Annotated in this window: 25 protein-coding genes and 5 pseudogenes; 18 read left to right on the top strand and 12 right to left on the bottom strand. The window is 50.1% G+C overall.

The features are described 5' to 3' along the window. Window positions 1-3: 3 nt before the first annotated feature. The 5 genes from M1E96_RS21225 to M1E96_RS21205 form a co-directional block, all read right to left on the bottom strand. Window positions 4-573, bottom strand: coding sequence for a GDSL-type esterase/lipase family protein (locus M1E96_RS21225; RefSeq protein WP_072070780.1), 570 nt, complete (start codon window positions 571-573; stop codon window positions 4-6). After that, window positions 560-913: a hypothetical protein gene (locus M1E96_RS21220; RefSeq protein WP_135017213.1), complete on the bottom strand. Its 354-nt coding sequence runs from the start codon at window positions 911-913 to the stop codon at window positions 560-562. Before M1E96_RS21220 ends, M1E96_RS21225 begins: the two co-directional genes overlap by 14 nt. Continuing rightward, window positions 897-1,646, bottom strand: coding sequence for a signal peptidase I (gene lepB, locus M1E96_RS21215; RefSeq protein ID WP_071547986.1), 750 nt, complete (start codon window positions 1,644-1,646; stop codon window positions 897-899). The genes M1E96_RS21220 and lepB overlap by 17 nt, the downstream gene beginning before the upstream one ends. A 492-nt stretch (window positions 1,647-2,138) precedes the next feature. Next, window positions 2,139-3,146, bottom strand: coding sequence for a hypothetical protein (locus M1E96_RS21210; protein WP_159242424.1), 1,008 nt, complete (start codon window positions 3,144-3,146; stop codon window positions 2,139-2,141). Window positions 3,147-3,166: 20 nt separating this feature from the next. Further along, window positions 3,167-3,865 carry a DUF4365 domain-containing protein gene (locus tag M1E96_RS21205; RefSeq protein ID WP_072070783.1) on the bottom strand — a complete coding sequence of 233 codons (699 nt, stop codon included), beginning with the start codon at window positions 3,863-3,865 and terminating at the stop codon, window positions 3,167-3,169. A gap of 509 nt (window positions 3,866-4,374) precedes the next feature. On the opposite strand from M1E96_RS21205, the gene M1E96_RS21200 reads away from it, so the two are divergent. Further along, the gene (locus M1E96_RS21200; protein ID WP_001353740.1) at window positions 4,375-4,614 is read left to right on the top strand and encodes a BrxA family protein; all 240 of its coding nucleotides are present in this window, start codon (window positions 4,375-4,377) and stop codon (window positions 4,612-4,614) included. A gap of 187 nt (window positions 4,615-4,801) precedes the next feature. Here the strand turns inward: M1E96_RS21200 and intI2 are convergent. Beyond that, a pseudogene (gene intI2 / locus M1E96_RS21195) lies at window positions 4,802-5,779 on the bottom strand (class 2 integron integrase IntI2). Window positions 5,780-6,164: 385 nt separating this feature from the next. On the opposite strand from intI2, the gene lnu(F) reads away from it, so the two are divergent. From lnu(F) to chrA, 7 genes and pseudogenes are all read left to right on the top strand, one after another. After that, a complete protein-coding gene (gene lnu(F) / locus M1E96_RS21190) occupies window positions 6,165-7,010 on the top strand; it encodes a lincosamide nucleotidyltransferase Lnu(F) (protein ID WP_070342364.1) in 846 nt (281 codons plus the stop codon). Further along, the gene (gene dfrA1, locus M1E96_RS21185; RefSeq protein ID WP_000777554.1) at window positions 7,007-7,480 is read left to right on the top strand and encodes a trimethoprim-resistant dihydrofolate reductase DfrA1; all 474 of its coding nucleotides are present in this window, start codon (window positions 7,007-7,009) and stop codon (window positions 7,478-7,480) included. The genes lnu(F) and dfrA1 overlap by 4 nt, the downstream gene beginning before the upstream one ends. Before the next feature lie 16 nt (window positions 7,481-7,496). Further along, window positions 7,497-8,335: pseudogene (aadA1, locus tag M1E96_RS21180) on the top strand (ANT(3'')-Ia family aminoglycoside nucleotidyltransferase AadA1). A gap of 116 nt (window positions 8,336-8,451) precedes the next feature. Next, window positions 8,452-8,799, top strand: a complete 348-nt coding sequence (locus tag M1E96_RS21175; protein ID WP_000679427.1) for a quaternary ammonium compound efflux SMR transporter QacE delta 1 — start codon at window positions 8,452-8,454, stop codon at window positions 8,797-8,799. Continuing rightward, complete coding sequence (gene sul1 / locus M1E96_RS21170; protein ID WP_000259031.1) at window positions 8,793-9,632, top strand: sulfonamide-resistant dihydropteroate synthase Sul1; 840 nt, start codon at window positions 8,793-8,795, stop codon at window positions 9,630-9,632. The genes M1E96_RS21175 and sul1 overlap by 7 nt, the downstream gene beginning before the upstream one ends. 127 nt (window positions 9,633-9,759) lie before the next feature. After that, window positions 9,760-9,963: a hypothetical protein gene (locus M1E96_RS21165; RefSeq protein ID WP_000376616.1), complete on the top strand. Its 204-nt coding sequence runs from the start codon at window positions 9,760-9,762 to the stop codon at window positions 9,961-9,963. A gap of 155 nt (window positions 9,964-10,118) precedes the next feature. Further along, complete coding sequence (gene chrA, locus M1E96_RS21160; protein ID WP_000184001.1) at window positions 10,119-11,324, top strand: chromate efflux transporter; 1,206 nt, start codon at window positions 10,119-10,121, stop codon at window positions 11,322-11,324. Window positions 11,325-11,429: 105 nt separating this feature from the next. On the opposite strand, the gene M1E96_RS21155 is transcribed toward chrA, so the two are convergent. Beyond that, window positions 11,430-12,134 (bottom strand): IS6-like element IS26 family transposase, encoded by a 705-nt coding sequence (locus M1E96_RS21155; protein WP_001067855.1) that lies wholly within the window; start codon window positions 12,132-12,134, stop codon window positions 11,430-11,432. 113 nt (window positions 12,135-12,247) lie between these two features. Here M1E96_RS21155 and aac(3)-IVa point away from each other — a divergent pair, with 113 nt between their 5' ends. The 4 genes and pseudogenes from aac(3)-IVa to M1E96_RS21135 all read left to right on the top strand — a co-directional run. After that, window positions 12,248-13,024, top strand: coding sequence for an aminoglycoside N-acetyltransferase AAC(3)-IVa (gene aac(3)-IVa / locus M1E96_RS21150; protein ID WP_001199192.1), 777 nt, complete (start codon window positions 12,248-12,250; stop codon window positions 13,022-13,024). Between the two features lie 20 nt (window positions 13,025-13,044). Then, complete coding sequence (locus M1E96_RS21145; RefSeq protein WP_000171321.1) at window positions 13,045-13,266, top strand: hypothetical protein; 222 nt, start codon at window positions 13,045-13,047, stop codon at window positions 13,264-13,266. After that, on the top strand, window positions 13,253-14,278 hold the full coding sequence (gene aph(4)-Ia / locus M1E96_RS21140; RefSeq protein WP_000742814.1) for an aminoglycoside O-phosphotransferase APH(4)-Ia: 1,026 nt from the start codon (window positions 13,253-13,255) through the stop codon (window positions 14,276-14,278). The genes M1E96_RS21145 and aph(4)-Ia overlap by 14 nt, the downstream gene beginning before the upstream one ends. A gap of 5 nt (window positions 14,279-14,283) precedes the next feature. Further along, window positions 14,284-14,637 (top strand): annotated as a pseudogene (locus M1E96_RS21135) (AAC(3) family N-acetyltransferase); the annotation flags it as partial. Window positions 14,638-14,699: 62 nt separating this feature from the next. On the opposite strand, the gene M1E96_RS21130 reads toward M1E96_RS21135, so the two are convergent. Next, entirely contained in the window at window positions 14,700-15,452 is a 753-nt protein-coding gene (locus tag M1E96_RS21130) for an IS6 family transposase (protein WP_000602738.1), read from the bottom strand. A 61-nt stretch (window positions 15,453-15,513) separates the two neighbouring features. Here M1E96_RS21130 and M1E96_RS21125 point away from each other — a divergent pair. The 3 genes and pseudogenes from M1E96_RS21125 to M1E96_RS21115 all read left to right on the top strand — a co-directional run. Then, window positions 15,514-17,037: pseudogene (locus tag M1E96_RS21125) on the top strand (Tn3 family transposase); the annotation flags it as partial. Between the two features lie 59 nt (window positions 17,038-17,096). Beyond that, window positions 17,097-17,225, top strand: coding sequence for a hypothetical protein (locus M1E96_RS21120; RefSeq protein WP_032073144.1), 129 nt, complete (start codon window positions 17,097-17,099; stop codon window positions 17,223-17,225). Window positions 17,226-17,262: 37 nt separating this feature from the next. Further along, window positions 17,263-17,748, top strand: coding sequence for a hypothetical protein (locus tag M1E96_RS21115; protein WP_006581703.1), 486 nt, complete (start codon window positions 17,263-17,265; stop codon window positions 17,746-17,748). Window positions 17,749-17,944: 196 nt separating this feature from the next. Here the strand turns inward: M1E96_RS21115 and M1E96_RS21110 are convergent. Next, window positions 17,945-19,035, bottom strand: a protein-coding gene (locus M1E96_RS21110) for an IS4-like element ISAba1 family transposase (protein WP_085940648.1) whose coding sequence is annotated in 2 segments (ribosomal slippage) — window positions 17,945-18,495 and window positions 18,495-19,035 — 1,092 coding nt in all. Because the reading frame shifts where the segments join, the coding sequence is not laid out codon by codon here. Between the two features lie 89 nt (window positions 19,036-19,124). Here M1E96_RS21110 and sul2 point away from each other — a divergent pair. Together sul2 and glmM are read left to right on the top strand one after the other, a co-directional pair. Next, window positions 19,125-19,940, top strand: a complete 816-nt coding sequence (sul2, locus tag M1E96_RS21105; RefSeq protein ID WP_001043260.1) for a sulfonamide-resistant dihydropteroate synthase Sul2 — start codon at window positions 19,125-19,127, stop codon at window positions 19,938-19,940. An 86-nt stretch (window positions 19,941-20,026) separates the two neighbouring features. Next, window positions 20,027-20,269: pseudogene (gene glmM / locus M1E96_RS21100) on the top strand (phosphoglucosamine mutase); the annotation flags it as partial. A gap of 235 nt (window positions 20,270-20,504) precedes the next feature. On the opposite strand, the gene M1E96_RS21095 reads toward glmM, so the two are convergent. From M1E96_RS21095 to floR, 3 genes are all read right to left on the bottom strand, one after another. Further along, entirely contained in the window at window positions 20,505-21,998 is a 1,494-nt protein-coding gene (locus M1E96_RS21095) for an IS91-like element ISVsa3 family transposase (RefSeq protein ID WP_015344975.1), read from the bottom strand. Window positions 21,999-22,109: 111 nt separating this feature from the next. Next, the gene (locus tag M1E96_RS21090) at window positions 22,110-22,415 is read right to left on the bottom strand and encodes a LysR family transcriptional regulator (protein WP_001255015.1); all 306 of its coding nucleotides are present in this window, start codon (window positions 22,413-22,415) and stop codon (window positions 22,110-22,112) included. 27 nt (window positions 22,416-22,442) lie between these two features. Beyond that, on the bottom strand, window positions 22,443-23,657 hold the full coding sequence (gene floR / locus M1E96_RS21085; protein WP_000214122.1) for a chloramphenicol/florfenicol efflux MFS transporter FloR: 1,215 nt from the start codon (window positions 23,655-23,657) through the stop codon (window positions 22,443-22,445). On the opposite strand from floR, the gene M1E96_RS21080 reads away from it, so the two are divergent. Continuing rightward, entirely contained in the window at window positions 23,656-23,784 is a 129-nt protein-coding gene (locus M1E96_RS21080) for a hypothetical protein (RefSeq protein WP_262961194.1), read from the top strand. The genes floR and M1E96_RS21080 overlap by 2 nt on opposite strands. Window positions 23,785-23,857 lie beyond the last annotated feature (73 nt).

Raw genomic sequence — 23,857 nt, 5'->3', positions numbered from 1 at the left:
TTACTAAAATAGTAGCTGTGTCACAGTAAGTAAGGCTCCGTTCGGAGTGATATGTATTCCATCCTTTGTGCGAACTGTTGTCCCATCTATGACATCCTTGTATGTTTCACCAAGAACCGTTCGTGTATCTACGGTGGTGATCCCCTCTATCTGCGAAGCCGTCATTATGGCTTGCCGAGTGTTATCTAATAGTCTGTTTTTGGCGGGGTCTTTAAGGGTTGGAGGAAGTAACCAGATCACATTTTGGTTTCTGGCTTTTATGGTTTGGATAAAATGCCGAACTTTAGAGGTGTACTTTTCTTTTTCTGATATTTGAACATGGTCGTTAGTACCGAGAATCACATAAACGGTATCGTATTTTTCAAAACTGAATTGCTCTGCGTATCTCTGCCAATCAAGGATCTTCTTTGTGGATAATCCGCTACCTACTTTGTATCGAGCATCAACAGCTTGGATTGTGCTGTACCCTTTAGCTATCTCATAGGTAAGTGAATCTCCTATAAAAACAGGTTTGCTGTATGACATAGAAGAAAATAAAAGGGAGCTGATTACTGAGATTTTATAAATATTCATTGCAACCCATATCAGTTATAAGCCAAATCTCACTACTTTGACTTGTGTTCTTTTTAAGCAATATCGAGCATGGTATAGATGCCATATCAATTTTTATTAATGTGTTGCCACTCCCCTTCACCTCATAGAGTTGCTTTATTTCGTTGGATTCAAGACCAGTAATCTCTCTTGCCAGTACATAGGTATCAGCTACTCTGTCGAAGCCACCAGAACTGACATGCTTATCTTGTGCGGCTTGCGTCACAAGATGCTCGTGTGTAGTGATCGCCCCTGTGGTAGAACCACAAGAGGACAAGAAAAAGCAAACTAATGCGATACAGCTTCTATTTATCCCCATCATTCCCCTCTGCCGTTTGAGCTTCAGAAATTACTTTTAAGCTATTCTCCCCTATATCAAAATCGCTTTTCATAAACTCAAGTGTAAAAGCCGTGGCTAAATACCGGCTTATCAAAAGTTCCTTTTTAACAAGCCCTCGCAAATGCCGTGGAGTTCCAACCGCATTTTCAAAAAACCGTGAATCCCATGAGTGATCCCTGTTATCGCCAAGAACAAAAACATATCCATCAGGGATTACCCATTGTGTATAAATTGGCTTAACGAATGGTTTACGGTTATCAATGACGTACTCATATTGTTGCGCATTACGTTCCTGAAGCGCCTGATAGGTACTCGTATGGTCATTATGAAGGTTTAGCTGCCCGATCATCCTTCCGTTGATCTGGACCGACTTATCATCGGTATAAGTGACAGTATCGCCAGCCAATCCGATAATGCGTTTTACATAAATGAATGAAGGGAATGCAGGAGCTCGGAAAATCACGATATCCCCACGCATCAATTGCTCTTTTTGCGCATCAACCGGCTTTGCAAAAATGAGATCACCAGCTTTCAATGTCGGTGCCATAGAGGATGTAGGGATAATGTAATAGTCCAATAGGTAGGATTTAACGGACCATACAATAAGTGAAATTATTACCAAACTGACAGTATAAAAACTAGGCTTACGTTTACGATATACGAGGTAAAGAATTCGTAGGATAAGTGCAATAATAAGGGTACTTATGAAGTTCATGACCTTCAGCCTTCAGAAATCAAAAAGGCAATGTACCCGTTATGTAGTATCTTTTTTCTTAGTAAACAGTCATAAAAGTATCACTTTCTATTTTGGTGGTGCATGGTTATGGCTCTCAAATATCCATAAAACCATAACATATTAAAGTGGCTACTTATTTTTAAAGGCAAAAAATAACATATAGTGTCACTGGAAAAAACAAGATGTCCTATCTTATTATTAACTGTTTTAAAGCTGATTGAATCAATATGATTTTTAGAGTGTTCAAAATAGATATGATAGCAATATACATAAATTGTAAGAAGAAAGAATGATGCGAATACCTTAGACAATTCAATTAACGGAATAGATTCAACAAAATCGCCTACTAATGCAATTAAAACAGTTAATATTAATACTGAAATATCAATTATATTTCTTTTTCGAATTAACATATATGCTGGATATACACAAATGACGGTTAAAAAAATGATCCGAATGAATGTAGTGTATTTATTCTTCATTAGACCACCATTCAGGAGCTGCTAATGAATCCTCTGAAACTTTCCAACCAAAGTTAATCAACATTTTCTTTATATTATAAGGTTTATCCATAAAATAACTCATGTGGGTTTTATTGTTCCTTGTGAGCTGCCCTGCCCTAACTGAAGTAATACCAATGTAGGTTGTTAAGTCTGACAGTGTATAACCCAAATACGTGACATCTGACAATTCGTCGATACGCTTATTTTCATGAATAGTGTTTAGGATACCCTCTAATTCAGTTTTAACAAACATATACAATTGTCTGCTGTCACTACCGGTTATTTTTTCACTTTCATTGCAGTGGATATTATGGACATTCTCATTATCCTTGTTGTTTTCAAGCCACCAATTAGGCGCATGTAAATTATTGCTAGTAACAACCCATCCATGATTAATAAGAACAAGCGCATTATTAAATGTATACTTTGAAAGTTTCACTTCATTAACTTCAGACAAAAATATTTCTTGCTTGTCAATGCATTCCAAAATACCAAGATCCATTAACATTGTAGTTATAGATGATTGATTTCTATGTATCTTATCTGCGATTGAGCTTAGGTTCATCTTGTTTTGTATCATGGAGATAACTGTATGAATTTCTTCATTAACCCATACTGTTTCATTACGATTCAAATCGTTAGTGTTGCTCATAGGGAATTGATCATTACTTACCCACCACTTGGGGGCTTTAAGAGATTCCTCCCTGTTTGATAACTCATATATCCAACCAAGTTCTAATAATTTAGGAATAAATGATGAATGAGGAATGAGGTGATTTAAATTAGTATTCCTAGCCGTAGATATCTTATTATCCTTATAGTTTATTTCACACAACCCCATGTTCAATAATTTTGAGAGGACATCATTTACACTACGTCCGGTAAATCTGCATATCTTTTCGATGAAAAACGGCTCATTAATGGTTCCGAATAGTTTTGTTATTTCAGATAATGTCCATACCGTTAGATTTCGCATGTTTATTTCACTTGATGTAATTAAAATGGGAATAAACCGTAATTTTCACAGCCTAGTTCTTCTCTTGATTCTGTTGATATAATAATTTGTTTCAATTCGCTCAATAATTTTAATTGTTCAGTAATTACGTTCCTGTTTTCATTGTCAATAATATTTGTACTTGCAATTTCTTCAAATGCATCTTTCATATTGAAAATACTCATTCTTTCGATATTCACACAAGTATTAGATGCTAGATAATTAATTAACCAATTTAATTTTACTAATTTATAACAGTAAATAACACAAGTATGACCCACTCCAAATTCACCAGATAAAACATTTCTAGCGTGAAACACTAATTCTTCATATACTTTTAGAAATGCTAAACTTTGTGACGTTGCGCGGTGATTCGTTAATAGTTCATTTACTTTTTCAATATTCGAGGATAGATCATTTTCTTCAGGGAATGTGATTGTCACTGATTCTTGTTGCTGCCATTTTTGATTTTTATTATTAAGGTGTATTTCCACATACTTTTGTAACCATATGTATTTAGTTTCATTTGATGGTATGGATGTATAAAATATAAAAAAAGGAACGTTAAATAATAATGCGTATTTTATTGTTTTAACAGGAAAACTTAGTTTTACAGTTTCATCAAATGAACTGACAGTTCCTTTAGATTGTACAAAAAAACAATCACCCGTTGGATTACTGTTTTCAAATATTTCAATCATTGTGGGCGGACAAAATAGTTGGGAACTGGGAGGGGTGGAAATGGAGTTTTTAAGGATTATTTAGGGAAGAGTGACAAAATAGATGGGAACTGGGTGTAGCGTCGTAAGCTAATACGAAAATTAAAAATGACAAAATAGTTTGGAACTAGATTTCACTTATCTGGTTAACTAATCTAGCTAACCTGCCGCTCAGCTTAGTACGATCCTATATCCAACTGATCATAATCCTTTCATCAGTATCCCAAATTAAATCCCCCTCCTAGACTGCCTCACCAACACTTTACAGTGATCCCGTATTTCCGGACAGGTGATTGATTTTTTTCGCTTGTACAGGTGTTAAGCCACAGTTATCTTGATGTGGACATTATGCATTGTAATAGCCCATTAACATGCGCTAAGAGCATAAATTAATATACAGTAACAAGCATTACGAGGTGCTAATGTTTGGAAAGCAGCCTCTTCCAACTACAATAATAAGTTAACTATCCTCCACCCACAAATAATTACAAATGACCCCTTTCCGCTATAACTCCGATCTCACCAGCGGCTCGCTACAAACCCGAGAGTGTCGCATTATTACTGGCTTGTTACTCCAAGAGCTTGATGAAGCTGCCTGGGATAAAGCCATGTATAAGGAAAATGTGCTTCAGAAACGCACGCAATCTACGGTAAGACGTATTTCTTCAGCGCTTAGAAAACGCCTAGAACACCTAAGCTCTGACTTTTGGGCTTTTGCGTTTTTATGTTAGGCATTGTCTGGCAACTGGAGGAAGTGTAATGACCATGAATGGTCACTGTGATTGACAGTATCTTGCTTAAACTTATCTGAACAATGGTAGAACTGGCTCATATTTATCCCCTCTATGATTGTTTATCTTTTTCACCATAAAAAGTATCAGGGGCTACTCAGGGCTACATAAAGATATTTATCTACTTTTACTGATTGATAAGTAGCATCAGTCCATCCGCAGGACTGGTGGTGCCGGCAAAATGCTGACCCAACACATGCGTATAGATTTGCGTGGTCTTAACATCGTTATGCCCTAAGAGTTCTTGCACAGTGCGAATATCACGCCCCGCTTGTAATAGATGCGTAGCAAACGAGTGACGAAATGTATGACAAGTGACACGCTTGCTAACGATGCCTGCTTTTTGTACGGCTGCCTTCAATGCCTTTCGCGCAACGGAGTCATGCAGATGATGGCGGCATAATTTGCCGTTATACGGGTGGTTGCAGAGCGTGCTGGAGGGAAAGACAAACATCCACGCCGCTTGTCGATAAGCAGAAGGGTATTTGTGATCTAAAGCAAAAGGCAGCGATGGCCCTACGCCTTGTAAGTTGTCGTCTTGCTGAATAAGCCGCGCTTGCTCAATGAGTTATTTTATTGCTGGGATTAGGCGCGTGGGCAGTAGGCTGTTTCTGCTTTTCCCACCCTTACCGTCATGCACAGTGATGCAGCCATTATCAAAATCAAAATCTTTAACCCGCAAACGCAAGCATTCATTAATGCGCAAACCTGCACCATACAGCAGCGTAAAAATAACTTGGTTGCGAGTATCCATAACCTGCAAAATGCGTTGCACTTCATTTGCAGAGATAACAGAGGGTAGCCGTCTAGGCTTGCTTGCAGGGATATAATCAATATCGCCCAACGGCTGTTGTAAAAACCTGTTGTACAAAAAAGCTAGGGCATTTAAAGCGATTTTCTGCGTGTTTATGGCTACATGTCTGCTGTTTGCTAAGCTGGATAAAAACAGCCTGACCTCTTCACTGCCCATGGTCTGAGGATGACGTTTTTTGTGAAACAGAATAAAACGCTTAATCCAGTGCAGGTAAGTTTTTTCAGTTTTCAGCGCATAACCTTTTTGTCGCATATCCGTGCGTATAGAATTTAAAAATGGACTGTTAGACATAAAACGCTCCTTGTCTTGCAACTGTCTGCCTATACAGCCTATTCTAGCTGGGATTTAAAAAAGTGCCTGTTTTTTACGCCTAGAGATGCTTGTTTACCGGTAGAGTTTTAATTTAATGCTAAATAAATTAAAATGTTATGAGTTCTTTGGGTGAGATAATGTGCATCGTGCAAGCAGGATAGACGGCATGCACGATTTGTAATAACAGAGTGTCTTGTATTTTTAAAGAAAGTCTATTTAATACAAGTGATTATATTAATTAACGGTAAGCATCAGCGGGTGACAAAACGAGCATGCTTACTAATAAAATGTTGTGCGTAAGAATAAAACAAAAGCTGCGTATACCTTTCCGCAGAATCAGTGGCTTCAACAAAAGGATGTTTCAATGCTTCAGCAGAAAATGATCGAACGCTTCAAGGAAGCTTGCCATGAGGATGCACGAATAATCGCGGCGCTGATGTTCGGCTCATTTGCTATCGGAGAGGGTGACGAGTTCTCTGATATCGAATTTGCAGTGTTCATCCAGGATGATCATTTTGAAAATTTCGATCAGCGCTCGTGGCTTAATGCTGTAAGTCCGGTTGCAGCTTACTTTCCGGATGACTTCGGCCACCACACCGCGCTTTTTGAAAACGGCATTCGCGGTGAATTCCATTTCATGCGAAAATCGGACATACCGGTCATTTCCACTTGGCAAGGCTACGGGTGGTTTCCCTCGCTTGAGGAGGCTGTTTTGTTGGACCGATCAGGAGAGTTGTCAAGGTACGCGAGTGCTCTCGTGGGCAGTCCCCCGAAACGTGAAGGCGCGCCGCTGGTGGAAGGACTTGTATTGAACCTCATCAGCCTGATGCTCTTTGGGGCAAATCTTTTAAATCGGGGAGAGTATGCTCGCGCCTGGGCTTTGCTCAGCAAAGCACATGAAAACTTACTCAAGTTGGTTCGCCTCCATGAAGGGGCAACAGACCACTGGCCGACACCTTCACGCGCGCTCGAAAAGGATGTCTCGGAGGACTCGTATAATCGCTACCTGGCATGCACAGGCAGCGCGGAACCAAAAGCACTATGTGTAGCCTATCATGAAACGTGGAAGTGGAGTCTCGAATTGTTCAGGAGTGTGGCTGGACCTCTGAATATCGAGCTTCCGAGAATTGTAATTGCGCAGACAAAAAGGTTGCTAAATGAATCTGCGACGCCGCACAATAAAATGTTAACCTCTGAGGAAGAATTGTGAAACTATCACTAATGGTAGCTATATCGAAGAATGGAGTTATCGGGAATGGCCCTGATATTCCATGGAGTGCCAAAGGTGAACAGCTCCTGTTTAAAGCTATTACCTATAACCAATGGCTGTTGGTTGGACGCAAGACTTTTGAATCAATGGGAGCATTACCCAACCGAAAGTATGCGGTCGTAACACGTTCAAGTTTTACATCTGACAATGAGAACGTATTGATCTTTCCATCAATTAAAGATGCTTTAACCAACCTAAAGAAAATAACGGATCATGTCATTGTTTCAGGTGGTGGGGAGATATACAAAAGCCTGATCGATCAAGTAGATACACTACATATATCTACAATAGACATCGAGCCGGAAGGTGATGTTTACTTTCCTGAAATCCCCAGCAATTTTAGGCCAGTTTTTACCCAAGACTTCGCCTCTAACATAAATTATAGTTACCAAATCTGGCAAAAGGGTTAATAAAATGTTAAACATCATGAGGGAAGCGGTGATCGCCGAAGTATCGACTCAACTATCAGAGGTAGTTGGCGTCATCGAGCGCCATCTCGAACCGACGTTGCTGGCCGTACATTTGTACGGCTCCGCAGTGGATGGCGGCCTGAAGCCACACAGTGATATTGATTTGCTGGTTACGGTGACCGTAAGGCTTGATGAAACAACGCGGCGAGCTTTGATCAACGACCTTTTGGAAACTTCGGCTTCCCCTGGAGAGAGCGAGATTCTCCGCGCTGTAGAAGTCACCATTGTTGTGCACGACGACATCATTCCGTGGCGTTATCCAGCTAAGCGCGAACTGCAATTTGGAGAATGGCAGCGCAATGACATTCTTGCAGGTATCTTCGAGCCAGCCACGATCGACATTGATCTGGCTATCTTGCTGACAAAAGCAAGAGAACATAGCGTTGCCTTGGTAGGTCCAGCGGCGGAGGAACTCTTTGATCCGGTTCCTGAACAGGATCTATTTGAGGCGCTAAATGAAACCTTAACGCTATGGAACTCGCCGCCCGACTGGGCTGGCGATGAGCGAAATGTAGTGCTTACGTTGTCCCGCATTTGGTACAGCGCAGTAACCGGCAAAATCGCGCCGAAGGATGTCGCTGCCGACTGGGCAATGGAGCGCCTGCCGGCCCAGTATCAGCCCGTCATACTTGAAGCTAGACAGGCTTATCTTGGACAAGAAGAAGATCGCTTGGCCTCGCGCGCAGATCAGTTGGAAGAATTTGTCCACTACGTGAAAGGCGAGATCACCAAGGTAGTCGGCAAATAATGTCTAACAATTCGTTCAAGCCGACGCCGCTTCGCGGCGCGGCTTAACTCAAGCGTTAGATGCACTAAGCACATAATTGCTCACAGCCAAACTATCAGGTCAAGTCTGCTTTTATTATTTTTAAGCGTGCATAATAAGCCCTACACAAATTGGGAGATATATCATGAAAGGCTGGCTTTTTCTTGTTATCGCAATAGTTGGCGAAGTAATCGCAACATCCGCATTAAAATCTAGCGAGGGCTTTACTAAGCTTGCCCCTTCCGCCGTTGTCATAATCGGTTATGGCATCGCATTTTATTTTCTTTCTCTGGTTCTGAAATCCATCCCTGTCGGTGTTGCTTATGCAGTCTGGTCGGGACTCGGCGTCGTCATAATTACAGCCATTGCCTGGTTGCTTCATGGGCAAAAGCTTGATGCGTGGGGCTTTGTAGGTATGGGGCTCATAATTGCTGCCTTTTTGCTCGCCCGATCCCCATCGTGGAAGTCGCTGCGGAGGCCGACGCCATGGTGACGGTGTTCGGCATTCTGAATCTCACCGAGGACTCCTTCTTCGATGAGAGCCGGCGGCTAGACCCCGCCGGCGCTGTCACCGCGGCGATCGAAATGCTGCGAGTCGGATCAGACGTCGTGGATGTCGGACCGGCCGCCAGCCATCCGGACGCGAGGCCTGTATCGCCGGCCGATGAGATCAGACGTATTGCGCCGCTCTTAGACGCCCTGTCCGATCAGATGCACCGTGTTTCAATCGACAGCTTCCAACCGGAAACCCAGCGCTATGCGCTCAAGCGCGGCGTGGGCTACCTGAACGATATCCAAGGATTTCCTGACCCTGCGCTCTATCCCGATATTGCTGAGGCGGACTGCAGGCTGGTGGTTATGCACTCAGCGCAGCGGGATGGCATCGCCACCCGCACCGGTCACCTTCGACCCGAAGACGCGCTCGACGAGATTGTGCGGTTCTTCGAGGCGCGGGTTTCCGCCTTGCGACGGAGCGGGGTCGCTGCCGACCGGCTCATCCTCGATCCGGGGATGGGATTTTTCTTGAGCCCCGCACCGGAAACATCGCTGCACGTGCTGTCGAACCTTCAAAAGCTGAAGTCGGCGTTGGGGCTTCCGCTATTGGTCTCGGTGTCGCGGAAATCCTTCTTGGGCGCCACCGTTGGCCTTCCTGTAAAGGATCTGGGTCCAGCGAGCCTTGCGGCGGAACTTCACGCGATCGGCAATGGCGCTGACTACGTCCGCACCCACGCGCCTGGAGATCTGCGAAGCGCAATCACCTTCTCGGAAACCCTCGCGAAATTTCGCAGTCGCGACGCCAGAGACCGAGGGTTAGATCATGCCTAGCATTCACCTTCCGGCCGCCCGCTAGCGGACCCTGGTCAGGTTCCGCGAAGGTGGGCGCAGACATGCTGGGCTCGTCAGGATCAAACTGCACTATGAGGCGGCGGTTCATACCGCGCCAGGGGAGCGAATGGACAGCGAGGAGCCTCCGAACGTTCGGGTCGCCTGCTCGGGTGATATCGACGAGGTTGTGCGGCTGATGCACGACGCTGCGGCGTGGATGTCCGCCAAGGGAACGCCCGCCTGGGACGTCGCGCGGATCGACCGGACATTCGCGGAGACCTTCGTCCTGAGATCCGAGCTCCTAGGGATCGCCTCAGAAAACGGAAAATAAAGCACGCTAAGCCGTAAGTAAGCGTGCTCCTGTGAAAGCCACAGCTAAAACTGCGTAGTACACATAGAGGTATTTTTTTCTAGATTTATATCGAATTTCGTTATCGAATTTCGCTTATTATTGATCAACTCGTTGCAGATCATGAAGGCGAAAGTATGACGAATAACCCTACCGATGACAGCAGACCATGGTCGGTCTTTCTTATTTTTCTGCGGCTTGGATTGACATCTTTTGGCGGCCCCATTGCGCACTTGGGCTACTTCCGCGCCGAATTTGTCACACGGCGGCGCTGGCTCTCCGAACGGAGCTATGCTGACTTGGTCGCGCTTTGTCAGTTCTTGCCAGGGCCTGCAAGCAGCCAGGTCGGCATAGCGGTAGGACTGTCTCGGGCTGGATACAGCGGGGCGCTGGCTGCTTGGGCTGGCTTCACGCTGCCGTCTGCCATAGCCTTGATCCTTTTTGCGCTCGGCATCTCCAGCTATGGCGATTACGTCTCGCAGGGCGCGTTGCATGGCTTAAAAGTGGTGGCTGTGGCCGTGGTCGCTCAAGCAGTATGGGGCATGGCGCGTAACCTATGCACGGATGGGCTGCGAGTCACCATCATGGCAATTGCTACCTGCGTCGTTTTACTTGTGCCGTCCGCGTGGGGACAGGTTGGCGTGATTGCTATCGCAGGCATCGCAGGCCGGTTATTGTTCAAGCCAGCGAAAGTTGTTGAGCATGACCCCCTACCTATCACGGTCAGTCACCGGGCCGGCGTGCTTTGGCTCTCGCTGTTCTTTGTCTTGCTGATTGGCCTGCCGGTGTTGGCCGAACTGATGCCAAGTCAAACCATGGCAATGGTGGATTCCTTCTATCGTGTCGGATCACTGGTGTTCGGCGGTGGTCACGTTGTGCTGCCATTACTGCAAGCCGAAGTGGTGCCCTCCGGCTGGGTCAACAATGAATCCTTTCTCGCGGGGTACGGGGCAGCTCAAGCGGTGCCCGGCCCTTTGTTCACGTTCGCCGCGTTTCTTGGTGCCTCGATGAACACCGCCCCGTCGGGCTGGATCGGCGGCATTGTGTGTCTGCTGGCTATCTTCGCGCCCTCGTTCTTGCTGGTCGTCGGATCAATGCCATTTTGGGAGCGTTTGCGCCGCAATACAGGCATCCAAGCTGCGCTGGCCGGGATCAATGCCGCTGTAGTCGGCTTGCTGCTGGCCGCGCTGTATCAGCCTGTATGGACTAGCGCCATCTTTCAGCCGCAAGACTTCGGCTTGGCATTAGTTGCCCTTGTCGCACTTATGTTCTGGAAGCTCCCGCCGTGGCTGGTTGTCCTCGGTAGCGGTGCAGCTGGGTGGCTGTTGAGCGTCGCTCTGTGAGGCACAAAAAATGACTGACAAAGACCTCTACGGCGGTTTGATCCGCCTGCACAGGCACTGTTGCAAAGTTAGCGATGAGGCAGCCTTTTGTCTTATTCAAAGGCCTTACATTTCAAAAACTCTGCTTACCAGGCGCATTTCGCCCAGGGGATCACCATAATAAAATGCTGAGGCCTGGCCTTTGCGTAGTGCACGCATCACCTCAATACCTTTGATGGTGGCGTAAGCCGTCTTCATGGATTTAAATCCCAGCGTGGCGCCGATTATCCGTTTCAGTTTGCCATGATCGCATTCAATCACGTTGTTCCGGTACTTAATCTGTCGGTGTTCAACGTCAGACGGGCACCGGCCTTCGCGTTTGAGCAGAGCAAGCGCGCGACCATAGGCGGGCGCTTTATCCGTGTTGATGAATCGCGGGATCTGCCACTTCTTCACGTTGTTGAGGATTTTACCCAGAAACCGGTATGCAGCTTTGCTGTTACGACGGGAGGAGAGATAAAAATCGACAGTGCGGCCCCGGCTGTCGACGGCCCGGTACAGATACGCCCAGCGGCCATTGACCTTCACGTAGGTTTCATCCATGTGCCACGGGCAAAGATCGGAAGGGTTACGCCAGTACCAGCGCAGCCGTTTTTCCATTTCAGGCGCATAACGCTGAACCCAGCGGTAAATCGTGGAGTGATCGACATTCACTCCGCGTTCAGCCAGCATCTCCTGCAGCTCACGGTAACTGATGCCGTATTTGCAGTACCAGCGTACGGCCCACAGAATGATGTCACGCTGAAAATGCCGGCCTTTGAATGGGTTCATGTGCAGCTCCATCAGCAAAAGGGGATGATAAGTTTATCACCACCGACTATTTGCAACAGTGCCGTTGATCGTGCTATGATCGACTGATGTCATCAGCGGTGGAGTGCAATGTCGTGCAATACGAATGGCGAAAAGCCGAGCTCATCGGTCAGCTTCTCAACCTTGGGGTTACCCCCGGCGGTGTGCTGCTGGTCCACAGCTCCTTCCGTAGCGTCCGGCCCCTCGAAGATGGGCCACTTGGACTGATCGAGGCCCTGCGTGCTGCGCTGGGTCCGGGAGGGACGCTCGTCATGCCCTCGTGGTCAGGTCTGGACGACGAGCCGTTCGATCCTGCCACGTCGCCCGTTACACCGGACCTTGGAGTTGTCTCTGACACATTCTGGCGCCTGCCAAATGTAAAGCGCAGCGCCCATCCATTTGCCTTTGCGGCAGCGGGGCCACAGGCAGAGCAGATCATCTCTGATCCATTGCCCCTGCCACCTCACTCGCCTGCAAGCCCGGTCGCCCGTGTCCATGAACTCGATGGGCAGGTACTTCTCCTCGGCGTGGGACACGATGCCAACACGACGCTGCATCTTGCCGAGTTGATGGCAAAGGTTCCCTATGGGGTGCCGAGACACTGCACCATTCTTCAGGATGGCAAGTTGGTACGCGTCGATTATCTCGAGAATGACCACTGCTGTGAGCGCTTTGCCTTGGCGGACAGGTGGCTCAAGGAGAAGAGCCTTCAGAAGGAAGGTCCAGTCGGTCATGCCTTTGCTCGGTTGATTCGCTCCCGCGACATTGTGGCGACAGCCCTGGGTCAACTGGGCCGAGATCCGTTGATCTTCCTGCATCCGCCAGAGGCGGGATGCGAAGAATGCGATGCCGCTCGCCAGTCGATTGGCTGAGCTCATGAGCGGAGAACGAGATGACGTTGGAGGGGCAAGGTCGCGCTGATTGCTGGGGCAACACGTGGAGCGGATCGGGGATTGTCTTTCTTCAGCTCGCTGATGATATGCTGACGCTCAATGCCGTTTGGCCTCCGACTAACGAAAATCCCGCATTTGGACGGCTGATCCGATTGGCACGGCGGACGGCGAATGGCGGAGCAGACGCTCGTCCGGGGGCAATGAGATATGAAAAAGCCTGAACTCACCGCGACGTCTGTCGAGAAGTTTCTGATCGAAAAGTTCGACAGCGTCTCCGACCTGATGCAGCTCTCGGAGGGCGAAGAATCTCGCGCTTTCAGCTTCGATGTAGGAGGGCGTGGATATGTCCTGCGGGTAAATAGCTGCGCCGATGGTTTCTACAAAGATCGTTATGTTTATCGGCACTTTGCATCGGCCGCGCTCCCGATTCCGGAAGTGCTTGACATTGGGGAATTCAGCGAGAGCCTGACCTATTGCATCTCCCGCCGTGCACAGGGTGTCACGTTGCAAGACCTGCCTGAAACCGAACTGCCCGCTGTTCTGCAGCCGGTCGCGGAGGCCATGGATGCGATCGCTGCGGCCGATCTTAGCCAGACGAGCGGGTTCGGCCCATTCGGACCGCAAGGAATCGGTCAATACACTACATGGCGTGATTTCATATGCGCGATTGCTGATCCCCATGTGTATCACTGGCAAACTGTGATGGACGACACCGTCAGTGCGTCCGTCGCGCAGGCTCTCGATGAGCTGATGCTTTGGGCCGAGGACTGCCCCGAAGTCCGGCACCTCGTGCACGCGGATTTCGGCTCCAACAATGTCCTGACGGACAATGGCCGCATAACAGCGGTCATTGACTGGAGCGAGGCGATGTTCGGGGATTCCCAATACGAGGTCGCCAACATCTTCTTCTGGAGGCCGTGGTTGGCTTGTATGGAGCAGCAGACGCGCTACTTCGAGCGGAGGCATCCGGAGCTTGCAGGATCGCCGCGGCTCCGGGCGTATATGCTCCGCATTGGTCTTGACCAACTCTATCAGAGCTTGGTTGACGGCAATTTCGATGATGCAGCTTGGGCGCAGGGTCGATGCGACGCAATCGTCCGATCCGGAGCCGGGACTGTCGGGCGTACACAAATCGCCCGCAGAAGCGCGGCCGTCTGGACCGATGGCTGTGTAGAAGTACTCGCCGATAGTGGAAACCGACGCCCCAGCACTCGTCCGAGGGCAAAGGAATAGAGTAGATGCCGACCGAACAAGAGCTGATTTCGAGAACGCCTCAGCCAGCAACTCGCGCGAGCCTAGCAAGGCAAATGCGAGAGAACGGCCTTACGCTTGGTGGCACAGTTCTCGTCCACAGTTCGCTAAGCTCGCTCGGCTGGGTCGCGGGAGGGCCGGTCGCAGTGATTCAGGCCCTTCTGGATTGTGTTGGTCCCCAGGGCACGATTGTCATGCCCACGCACTCGGGTGATCTGACTGATCCCGCAGATTGGAGATCGCCGCCCGTGCCTGCCGATTGGGTGCAGATCTTGCGCAACGAGATGCCGGCATACGATCCGCAAACCACACCAACTCGGAACATGGGTGCAGTGGCTGAATTGTTCCGGGCGTGTCGCAAACACTTTTGGAGGCAGCTATCACCCAGCCAAGGCCGGTATTTTCATGCTTTGTTAACCTTTTGCAGTCCGAAGAGGCGCGCAAGCAAATCATTCTGGTCATTGACGGTCCAGCCGCCTGAAAAGCCAAAGCCCTTCCGCAGCCACAGCATCGCCTCGAAACCCGCGATGGTTCGCCGCGCCGTGTTAAAGGATTGGAAACCGCCGATCTTCGGCATGTTCTTCTTCACCCGGAAATGGTCGCTCTCAATCCCCTGCTGGAGATGTTTGGTCACATAATGCACGGGATCGGGATGGAGAAGCCCATCATCAACCGACGTTTTGATCGTTGACGGGAAGGTGTTGGCCCCGTCCGTCCCAATCCTGTTCGGCGACAACAAGGGTTCATCTTTAAGCATCTTTCGGAAGAACCGCTTGGCAGCGTCGAGATCGCGCTTAGCGGTCAGCAGGAAATCCACCGGATTGCCATGCTTATCGATGGCTCGGTACAGATAGCGCCATTTGCCGCGGATCTTGACATAGGTCTCATCAATCCGGACCGAGCCGCAATGGGGTCGACGAAACTGCCGCAGCCGTTTCTCGATGACAGGTGCATAAGCCAATACCCAGCGGTTGATCGTGCTATGATCGACCTCGAAGCCCCGCTCGCGAAACATCTCTTCCAAGTCACGATAGCTGAGCGGGTAGCGCAAGTACCAGGCAACCGCCTGTACAATCAGCCAGGCCTCGAAATGCCTGCCCTTGAAATCATCCTTCGACTGGCGCTTCAGCTTTTCGGCAATGGTATTCAAAATCATCGGCTCGCTCCGCAATATCAGGAGCGGCAACTTCTCTCCCCATGGTCAACATCGAGTTAACCTGAAGAATTTGCGACAAGGCCATGCGTTCCGCTCCGGAGATGTCTGGCTTACTAGGTCCCGGCGCTATGGCGATCTGAAACACGCACTCGTTCCGGCACAATCCATCGCGGAAGGCGGTCGTCTCGCTGTGCCATTGCGGCCGGAGGAATGGCTGGCAGACCGGCAAGCTCGCCTCGACATGCGGTTGCGCGAGCTTGGCCGTGCCGCTCGCGCAGGCACGATCCCGGGCGGGTCGATTGAAAACGGCGTTCTGCATATCGAGAAACTCGAAGCCGCCGCGCCGACAGGCGCCGAAGATCTGGTGCTCGATCTCTACAAGCAGATCCCGCCCACGCGCATCACCGATCTCCTGCTGGAGGTGGATGCGGCGACCGGCTTCACCGAAGCGTTCACCCATCTGCGCACAGGAGCACCCTGCGCTGACCGGATCGGGCTAATGAACGTTATCTTGGCGGAAGGGATCAACCTCGGCTTGCGCAAAATGGCGGATGCGACAAACACCCACACCTTCTGGGAATTGATCCGCATTGGACGGTGGCATGTCGAGGGCGAAGCCTATGACCGGGCGCTGGCCATGGTGGTCGAGGCACAGGCAGCGTTACCCATGGCCCGGTTCTGGGGCATGGGCACGTCGGCTTCGAGCGACGGACAGTTCTTCGTCGCTACAGAGCAAGGTGAGGCCATGAACCTGGTCAACGCGAAATATGGCAATACCCCGGGCCTGAAAGCCTATAGCCACGTCTCCGACCAATATGCGCCGTTCGCAACCCAGGTGATTCCTGCAACGGCAAGCGAAGCGCCTTACATCCTCGATGGCCTGCTGATGAACGATGCTGGACGCCATATCCGCGAGCAGTTCACCGACACGGGCGGCTTCACCGATCACGTCTTTGCCGCATGTGCCATTCTCGGCTACCGGTTCGCTCCGCGCATCCGCGACCTGCCATCCAAACGGCTCTACGCGTTCAATCCGTCGGCCGCCCCGGCGCACCTGCGAGCGTTGATCGGCGGAAAGGTCAACCAAGCCATGATCGAGCGCAATTGGCCCGACATCCTGCGCATCGCCGCCACCATTGCTGCCGGGACCGTCGCGCCAAGCCAGATTCTGCGGAAACTCGCCTCCTATCCGCGGCAGAACGAGCTCGCGACAGCCCTGCGGGAAGTCGGTCGCGTCGAGCGCACCCTGTTCATGATCGACTGGATTCTGGATGCCGAACTCCAACGGCGTGCCCAGATCGGGCTCAACAAAGGCGAAGCTCATCATGCGCTGAAGCGGGCAATCAGCTTCCACCGCCGCGGTGAAATCCGCGACCGTTCCGCCGAAGGCCAGCATTACCGCATCGCCGGCATGAATCTGCTCGCCGCCATCATCATCTTCTGGAACACCATGAAGCTCGGCGAGGTCGTTGCAAACCAGAAACGCGATGGAAAGCTGCTATCGCCCGATCTCTTGGCCCATGTTTCGCCGCTCGGATGGGAACACATCAATCTCACCGGAGAATATCGCTGGCCAAAGCCTTAGCGTAGGATTCCGCCCCCTCCCGCAAACGACCCCATCCAGAGTTAGCTGTAGAAATGATTATGCCAGTCAAGGCTTTTGAAGAATTCTGCGCACACCATCAAGTACAGCACCTAAGTACGGATGATTTTGCAAAGATTGAATATGACCGCATGAAGTGGCGATTTGGACAGGCCGGTATTAGAGAATAAAAACTCTAGTCTTTATTAAAAAATCAGGAAGATTTATATGCAAATTGATATTAAAACATCTTCAGTTAAGCCTTTAAGAAATACTTATGCTTATATTGAAAAAAGATTTGGTGATAAACCAGCTTCACGTTATCAAGAAGCGACCTACGATATTCAGGAAGAAATTAATTTTCATTACAAACCTTTATGGCAGCCTGAATTTGATCTTTACGATAAGGGCCGTACTGTAATCCAAATGAAAGATTGGTACGTGCTTAAAGATCCTCGTCAATTTTATTATGGGGCTTATACCCAAACTCGAGCTAAACAACAAGAGATTTTAGAAAGTAATTTTACGCTTGTTGAAAAACACGATTTATTAAGAAATATTTCTGAAGAAATTCTAAACAAAGTAACGAAATTACTACTCCCACTTTATTGTAAACAAGACATTTTTATCTTTTATATTCAATGGCTTATTTTCCTGCTAATTGGTAATACCATGAAAAATACCATGCTCAGAAAAGGCTTAACAATATTTTGAAAAATTGCCTACTGAGCGCTGCCGCACAGCTCCATAGGCCGCTTTCCTGGCTTTGCTTCCAGATGTATGCTCTTCTGCTCCTGCAGCTAATGGATCACCGCAAACAGGTTACTCGCCTGGGGATTCCCTTTCGACCCGAGCATCCGTATGAGACTCATGCTCGATTATTATTATTATACTCTGTACACGACAAATTTCACAGAACCCTTATCCTATCAGGATTCTGCTTTCTTAAAATTGCCAAAATTTCCTTAAACTCTTCTTTTTTCCCAAAACCAATTAAACGCTGAATCGCCATTTGAACATAGTCTAAACCATAGCGAAATAAACTCATTGAGAGTCGTCCATGCTTCTTTATTTTTATCGCTTTTTTTTGATTATGTTGCCATTCACCCGTTAAGTAACACCAACAGAAGCTTATAGCTAACACCGCAATCAATTTTTTCACTCGTCTAGGGTCTGTCAAGCGCGTATTTTCAAGATTAAACCCGCGTCCTTTGAGACAACTGAATAAGGTTTCAATTTCCCAGCGTAATGCATAATCCTGAATAGCATTGGCATTAAACTGAGGAGAAACGACGAGTAAAAGCTCTCCATTTTCTAACTGTAGTGCACTTATATATAGTTTCACCCGACCAACCAAAATCCGTCGTTTACGACATTCAATTTGACCAACTTTAAGATGGCGAAATAAATCACTAATTTTATGATTCTTTCCTAAATGATTGGTGACAATGAAGTTTTTTTAACACGAATGCAGAAGTTGATGTCTTGTTCAATTAACCATGTAAACCACTGCTCACCGATAAACTCTCTGTCTGCGAACACATTCACAATACGGTCTTTACCAAAAATGGCTATAAAGCGTTGAATCAAAGCAATACGCTCTTTCGTATCTGAATTTCCACGTTTATTAAGCAATGTCCAAAGGATAGGTATCGCTATTCCACGATAAACGATTGCGAGCATCAGGATATTAATATTTCGTTTTCCCCATTTCCAATTGGTTCTATCTAAAGTCAGTTGCACTTGGTCGAATGAAAACATATTGAAAATCAACTGAGAAATTTGACGATAATCAAAATACTGACCTGCAAAGAAGCGCTGCATACGTCGATAAAATGATTGTGGTAAACACTTGATGGGCAAGGCTTTAGATGCAGAAGAAAGATTACATGTTTGCTTTAAAATAATCACAAGCATGATGAGCGCAAAGCACTTTAAATGTGACTTGTTCCATTTTAGAGATTTGTTTAAGATAAGATATAACTCATTGAGATGTGTCATAGTATTCGTCGTTAGAAAACAATTATTGTGACATTATTTCAATGAGTTATCTATTTTTGTCGTGTACAGAGATTATTATAGAAGCCCCCATGAATAAATCGCTCATCATTTTCGGCATCGTCAACATAACCTCGGACAGTTTCTCCGATGGAGGCCGGTATCTGGCGCCAGACGCAGCCATTGCGCAGGCGCGTAAGCTGATGGCCGAGGGGGCAGATGTGATCGACCTCGGTCCGGCATCCAGCAATCCCGACGCCGCGCCTGTTTCGTCCGACACAGAAATCGCGCGTATCGCGCCGGTGCTGGACGCGCTCAAGGCAGATGGCATTCCCGTCTCGCTCGACAGTTATCAACCCGCGACGCAAGCCTATGCCTTGTCGCGTGGTGTGGCCTATCTCAATGATATTCGCGGTTTTCCAGACGCTGCGTTCTATCCGCAATTGGCGAAATCATCTGCCAAACTCGTCGTTATGCATTCGGTGCAAGACGGGCAGGCAGATCGGCGCGAGGCACCCGCTGGCGACATCATGGATCACATTGCGGCGTTCTTTGACGCGCGCATCGCGGCGCTGACGGGTGCCGGTATCAAACGCAACCGCCTTGTCCTTGATCCCGGCATGGGGTTTTTTCTGGGGGCTGCTCCCGAAACCTCGCTCTCGGTGCTGGCGCGGTTCGATGAATTGCGGCTGCGCTTCGATTTGCCGGTGCTTCTGTCTGTTTCGCGCAAATCCTTTCTGCGCGCGCTCACAGGCCGTGGTCCGGGGGATGTCGGGGCCGCGACACTCGCTGCAGAGCTTGCCGCCGCCGCAGGTGGAGCTGACTTCATCCGCACACACGAGCCGCGCCCCTTGCGCGACGGGCTGGCGGTATTGGCGGCGCTGAAAGAAACCGCAAGAATTCGTTAACTGCACATTCGGGATATTTCTCTATATTCGCGGTTCAGCAGGCATGTCCCCTTTGAGGGCGACCCGACGACAGGATAATCGACCTTATGGTGCGCAAATATTTCGGCACAGACGGTATTCGTGGCAAAGCCAACGAAGGCGCGATGACGGCGGAAACCGCCTTGCGCGTCGGCATGGCGGCTGGCCGTGTCTTTCGTCGCGGTGACCACCGCCATCGTGTCGTGATCGGCAAGGATACGCGCCTGTCGGGCTATATGCTTGAACCCGCGCTCACAGCCGGTTTCACCTCGATGGGCATGGACGTATTCCTTTTTGGCCCGCTGCCGACAACGTATAGGAAGAATAAACGCCCTTTTCACCCAAGTCCAACAGCTTTGGACCGCAGTTGACTCTTTCGACACCCCTGCGATGCAACCCAATCCGGCTGACGGGGAGCCAGCAACGCTGAAAATTTACCCTCCTCTTTCCCACTAGCGGCTCCTTTTCCGACAACCAGCACGGCGGATCCCTGCCGCGGCGCTGTGAACGCAGCATTTTGATTGGTATCGTTGGCCTTCAGGCTCGTCAGTCAAACAGACCCAGGAGCAGCTCAGCCGGTGGCGCCCGGCTTTCGGGTAACGCCCTGGTCCCGCTGGTTTCGGCTTTGTGCTTCAGGTGATCAAGGATCTGCTTGATCACTATAGGGTCTTCAATGCAGGCGATGACTTTCATGGCGCCGCCGCAGCCGCTGCAGGTCTCGATGTCGATATTGAAAACACGCTTGAGCCGTTGCGCCCATGTCATCGACGCTCGCCGTTGTGCTGGTGTTGCCGGTTCATCAGCCACCCTGACCTTGTTGCCCCTGCCCCGTTTTGCCGGCGTGACCAACGCCCGGTGCCGACTGTTGGGTGCGAACACCCCGTGGAAGCGGGTTAGGTTGACTCTGGGCTTCGGTACCAGGGCGGCCAGCCTTGCAATGAAATCCAATGGTTCGAAAATGACGTGCGTGGTGCCGTCCCGGTACGGCGTCTTGAGCTGGTAGCGCACGTTGCCGCCTCGTGTTAACGACAGCCGCTTCTCGGATACCGCCGGGCGGCTGATGTACCGGCACAGCCGTTCGAGCTTCTTGCGTTCATCGGCCCTGGCCGCCACGCCGGCGTGCAGGCTGAACCCGGCTACCTTGCCAATCCCGTCACCGAACGGATCACCACTGGTCGGCAGAGTTTGCAAAGTGAACACCTTTCGCCCCGCCTGTGAACCGACAGCGATACGGTAAGTGATCGAGTGCCCCAGCAGGGGTGTCATCGGGTCGTCATCCACCGCATCCGAGGCCAGATAGCTGTTTTCGACATCCCGTTCCAGCAGGCCTTGCCGTTCCAGATAGCGACCCACCCGGTGGGCGATGGTGTGCGTCAGCTGGGTGAGCTCTGGGCTGGTCGGCGCCTTGACCCAGCGGAAACGCGCTGAGCCGTGGGATTGCTCGACATACACACCGTCGAGAAACAGCATGTGGAAGTGAACATTCAGATTGAGCGCCGATCCAAAACGCTGGATCAGGGTGACCGCGCCCGTCTTGGCCACTTGGTGGGTATGGCCCGCTTTCTTGACCAGGTGCGTGGCAATGACGCGGTAAACGATGCCCAGCACCCACCCCATGATCTCGGGCCGGCTGGCAAACAGGAAACGCAGCTGAAACGGGAAGCTCAACACCCACTGACGCATGGGTTGTTCAGGCAGTACTTCATCAACCAGCAAGGCGGCACTTTCGGCCATCCGCCGCGCCCCACAGCTCGGGCAGAAACCGCGACGCTTACAGCTGAAAGCGACCAGGTGCTCGGCGTGGCAAGACTCGCAGCGAACCCGTAGAAAGCCATGCTCCAGCCGCCCGCATTGGAGAAATTCTTCAAATTCCCGTTGCACATAGCCCGGCAATTCCTTTCCCTGCTCTGCCATAAGCGCAGCGAATGCCGGGTAATACTCGTCAACGATCTGATAGAGAAGGGTTTGCTCGGGTCGGTGGCTCTGGTAACGACCAGTATCCCGATCCCGGCTGGCCGTCCTGGCCGCCACATGAGGCATGTTCCGCGTCCTTGCAATACTGTGTTTACATACAGTCTATCGCTTAGCGGAAAGTTCTTTTACCCTCAGCCGAAATGCCTGCCGTTGCTAGACATTGCCAGCCAGTGCCCGTCACTCCGCGGTCTTCACTGCGTGATCGAGTTGATCGACACCCGCCGTGACACGCTCCATGAAGTGCCTGCCTGCGTCTGTTAGCCGAACGCCCCGCGCATGGCGCTCAAATAGCAGGACACCAAGGTTATCCTCCAGCGCTTTCACACGCGCGCTGACGCTCGACTGGCTGATACCAAGTGCCTTGGCCGCATGCCGAAAATTCAGATGCTCGGCGACGGCGATGAACTGAACAAGGGAAATGAGCGGTATCCTGCCAGACAGGATACCGACATTCACGAGGTTTCGATGGTTAGTGCGCCGCATCGGAGCGGGCCTGCTACCAGTCGTCGGTTAGACGACTGGCGACTTCTCGGTGGCAGCCCCACGGAGCCGAAGGAGCACCAGCCCCAACGAAACCAGTACCGCCATCGCCGTGGCGTAACAGATCACGGGCCACGCTGTGTCACCGTTTAAAAGTGCCACCGCCAATGTCCCGACAATGCTGACTATCAGGCTTTGAACGCAGAAGTAGAACGCGACCGCTGATCCCGCGATGTCGTCGAACTCTGCCAAAGCGCCGTTCGCGGTAACGGACACCGTGAAGACAATACCGACCGCGACAACCCACATCGGTAGGATGAAGGTGAGGAATGACGGCGAGCCGTAAAGTTCGCCGATCCCCAACAGGACCGCTCCGCAAACAAGCAACGCCATCCCACGCGCCACGCATCCTGCGATGCCCCATCTGGCGACAAAGGACTTCGCGAAACGGGTTGTCACGATCATTACAAGCGCGACAGTGGCGAAGGCAAAGCTGAATCCGATCTCGGAATATTCCGCTTGGCCTATGAGCACACGGGGAGCCGTCGAGAAGAAGACGAAGTAGGTGCCCATACCGGCGCTAAAGCCGACAGTGTAAACCCAAAAAGCCGGACTCGCGAAGATCGGCAAGACAGATCGGCGCGTCTTGACTTGATCCAGAGGGCGGGTTTCGTGCCACCTGAAACCCGCATTTAGGAGTGCGAGCATCGCCAGTATAGCCAAAGTAATGAATATCGCCTGCCATCCCAAGAACTCGCCGATCAATACTCCGGCGATAGGGCCGAGCGCAGGCACGAACGCCAGCATCGAACTGAAAAGGCCGTAGATGACGACACCCTCAGGACGGTTGGCATAAACGTCGCGAACCGTCGCGAACGTCGCCACCAGCATGGCCGACGCGCCCACTGCTTGAAGTAGACGGAAAGCGACAAAGGCCGGTGCAGTTGAAGACCAAGCTGCTCCCAGAGACGCAATGACGAAAGCCGTTGCGCCCGCAAGTAGAATTGGCCGTCGCCCGATTCTGTCTGAGAGCGGACCAAAAATCACCTGGCCCACGCCGAGCATCACCATATAGAGGCTCAACGTGAGTTGGATCATAGCGGGCGTCGTGTTCAGGATGCCGGGCATCGCTGGAACGACAGGGAGATAAATATCCATCGCCAGTGAAGCGAGGATGTCGAAAGGAGCCATCAGCAGCAGTGCTGCCGGCAGCGTATAGGCCCACGCGGGGCGTGTGGTGGTCATGACGAATCAACCCTCGATTAAGATTAAGGAATACCGGGCGACGTCTGCTCGTCAGCAATCAGATGAGACTAGCCTTACAGAGCGCCGCAACAACAATACTGGTTGTTGCGGCTTACTTGTCTGCTGACTTGGAATTTCCCATCTGATTACTCCACGCTTACGAATATGAATTGCTACATTTTATCAGATTATCTTTTGCT

The sequence above is a fragment of the Providencia sp. PROV236 genome (genome assembly GCF_033676985.1).
In the GTDB taxonomy this organism is placed as follows: domain Bacteria; phylum Pseudomonadota; class Gammaproteobacteria; order Enterobacterales; family Enterobacteriaceae; genus Providencia; species Providencia manganoxydans.
The sequence above is the reverse complement of the archived record's forward strand: the minus strand, read 5'-3'. Positions and strand labels throughout refer to the sequence as shown.

What these genes read in the sequence shown, in the direction of transcription:
- M1E96_RS21175 (WP_000679427.1), top strand. Translation starts at nt 8,452, where the DNA reads ATGAAAGGCTGGCTTTTTCTTGTTATCGCAATAGTTGGCGAAGTAATC.
- M1E96_RS21145 (WP_000171321.1), top strand. Translation starts at nt 13,045, where the DNA reads ATGACGTTGGAGGGGCAAGGTCGCGCTGATTGCTGGGGCAACACGTGG.
- M1E96_RS21200 (WP_001353740.1), top strand. Translation starts at nt 4,375, where the DNA reads ATGACCCCTTTCCGCTATAACTCCGATCTCACCAGCGGCTCGCTACAA.
- M1E96_RS21165 (WP_000376616.1), top strand. Translation starts at nt 9,760, where the DNA reads ATGGACAGCGAGGAGCCTCCGAACGTTCGGGTCGCCTGCTCGGGTGAT.
- M1E96_RS21210 (WP_159242424.1), bottom strand. Translation starts at nt 3,146, where the DNA reads ATGCGAAATCTAACGGTATGGACATTATCTGAAATAACAAAACTATTC.
- M1E96_RS21115 (WP_006581703.1), top strand. Translation starts at nt 17,263, where the DNA reads ATGCAAATTGATATTAAAACATCTTCAGTTAAGCCTTTAAGAAATACT.
- M1E96_RS21205 (WP_072070783.1), bottom strand. Translation starts at nt 3,865, where the DNA reads ATGATTGAAATATTTGAAAACAGTAATCCAACGGGTGATTGTTTTTTT.
- M1E96_RS21080 (WP_262961194.1), top strand. Translation starts at nt 23,656, where the DNA reads ATGACGAATCAACCCTCGATTAAGATTAAGGAATACCGGGCGACGTCT.
- M1E96_RS21130 (WP_000602738.1), bottom strand. Translation starts at nt 15,452, where the DNA reads ATGATTTTGAATACCATTGCCGAAAAGCTGAAGCGCCAGTCGAAGGAT.
- M1E96_RS21155 (WP_001067855.1), bottom strand. Translation starts at nt 12,134, where the DNA reads ATGAACCCATTCAAAGGCCGGCATTTTCAGCGTGACATCATTCTGTGG.
- sul2 (WP_001043260.1), top strand. Translation starts at nt 19,125, where the DNA reads ATGAATAAATCGCTCATCATTTTCGGCATCGTCAACATAACCTCGGAC.
- chrA (WP_000184001.1), top strand. Translation starts at nt 10,119, where the DNA reads ATGACGAATAACCCTACCGATGACAGCAGACCATGGTCGGTCTTTCTT.
- floR (WP_000214122.1), bottom strand. Translation starts at nt 23,657, where the DNA reads ATGACCACCACACGCCCCGCGTGGGCCTATACGCTGCCGGCAGCACTG.
- M1E96_RS21120 (WP_032073144.1), top strand. Translation starts at nt 17,097, where the DNA reads ATGCCAGTCAAGGCTTTTGAAGAATTCTGCGCACACCATCAAGTACAG.
- M1E96_RS21095 (WP_015344975.1), bottom strand. Translation starts at nt 21,998, where the DNA reads ATGCCTCATGTGGCGGCCAGGACGGCCAGCCGGGATCGGGATACTGGT.
- sul1 (WP_000259031.1), top strand. Translation starts at nt 8,793, where the DNA reads ATGGTGACGGTGTTCGGCATTCTGAATCTCACCGAGGACTCCTTCTTC.
- lepB (WP_071547986.1), bottom strand. Translation starts at nt 1,646, where the DNA reads ATGAACTTCATAAGTACCCTTATTATTGCACTTATCCTACGAATTCTT.
- M1E96_RS21225 (WP_072070780.1), bottom strand. Translation starts at nt 573, where the DNA reads ATGAATATTTATAAAATCTCAGTAATCAGCTCCCTTTTATTTTCTTCT.
- M1E96_RS21220 (WP_135017213.1), bottom strand. Translation starts at nt 913, where the DNA reads ATGATGGGGATAAATAGAAGCTGTATCGCATTAGTTTGCTTTTTCTTG.
- M1E96_RS21090 (WP_001255015.1), bottom strand. Translation starts at nt 22,415, where the DNA reads ATGCGGCGCACTAACCATCGAAACCTCGTGAATGTCGGTATCCTGTCT.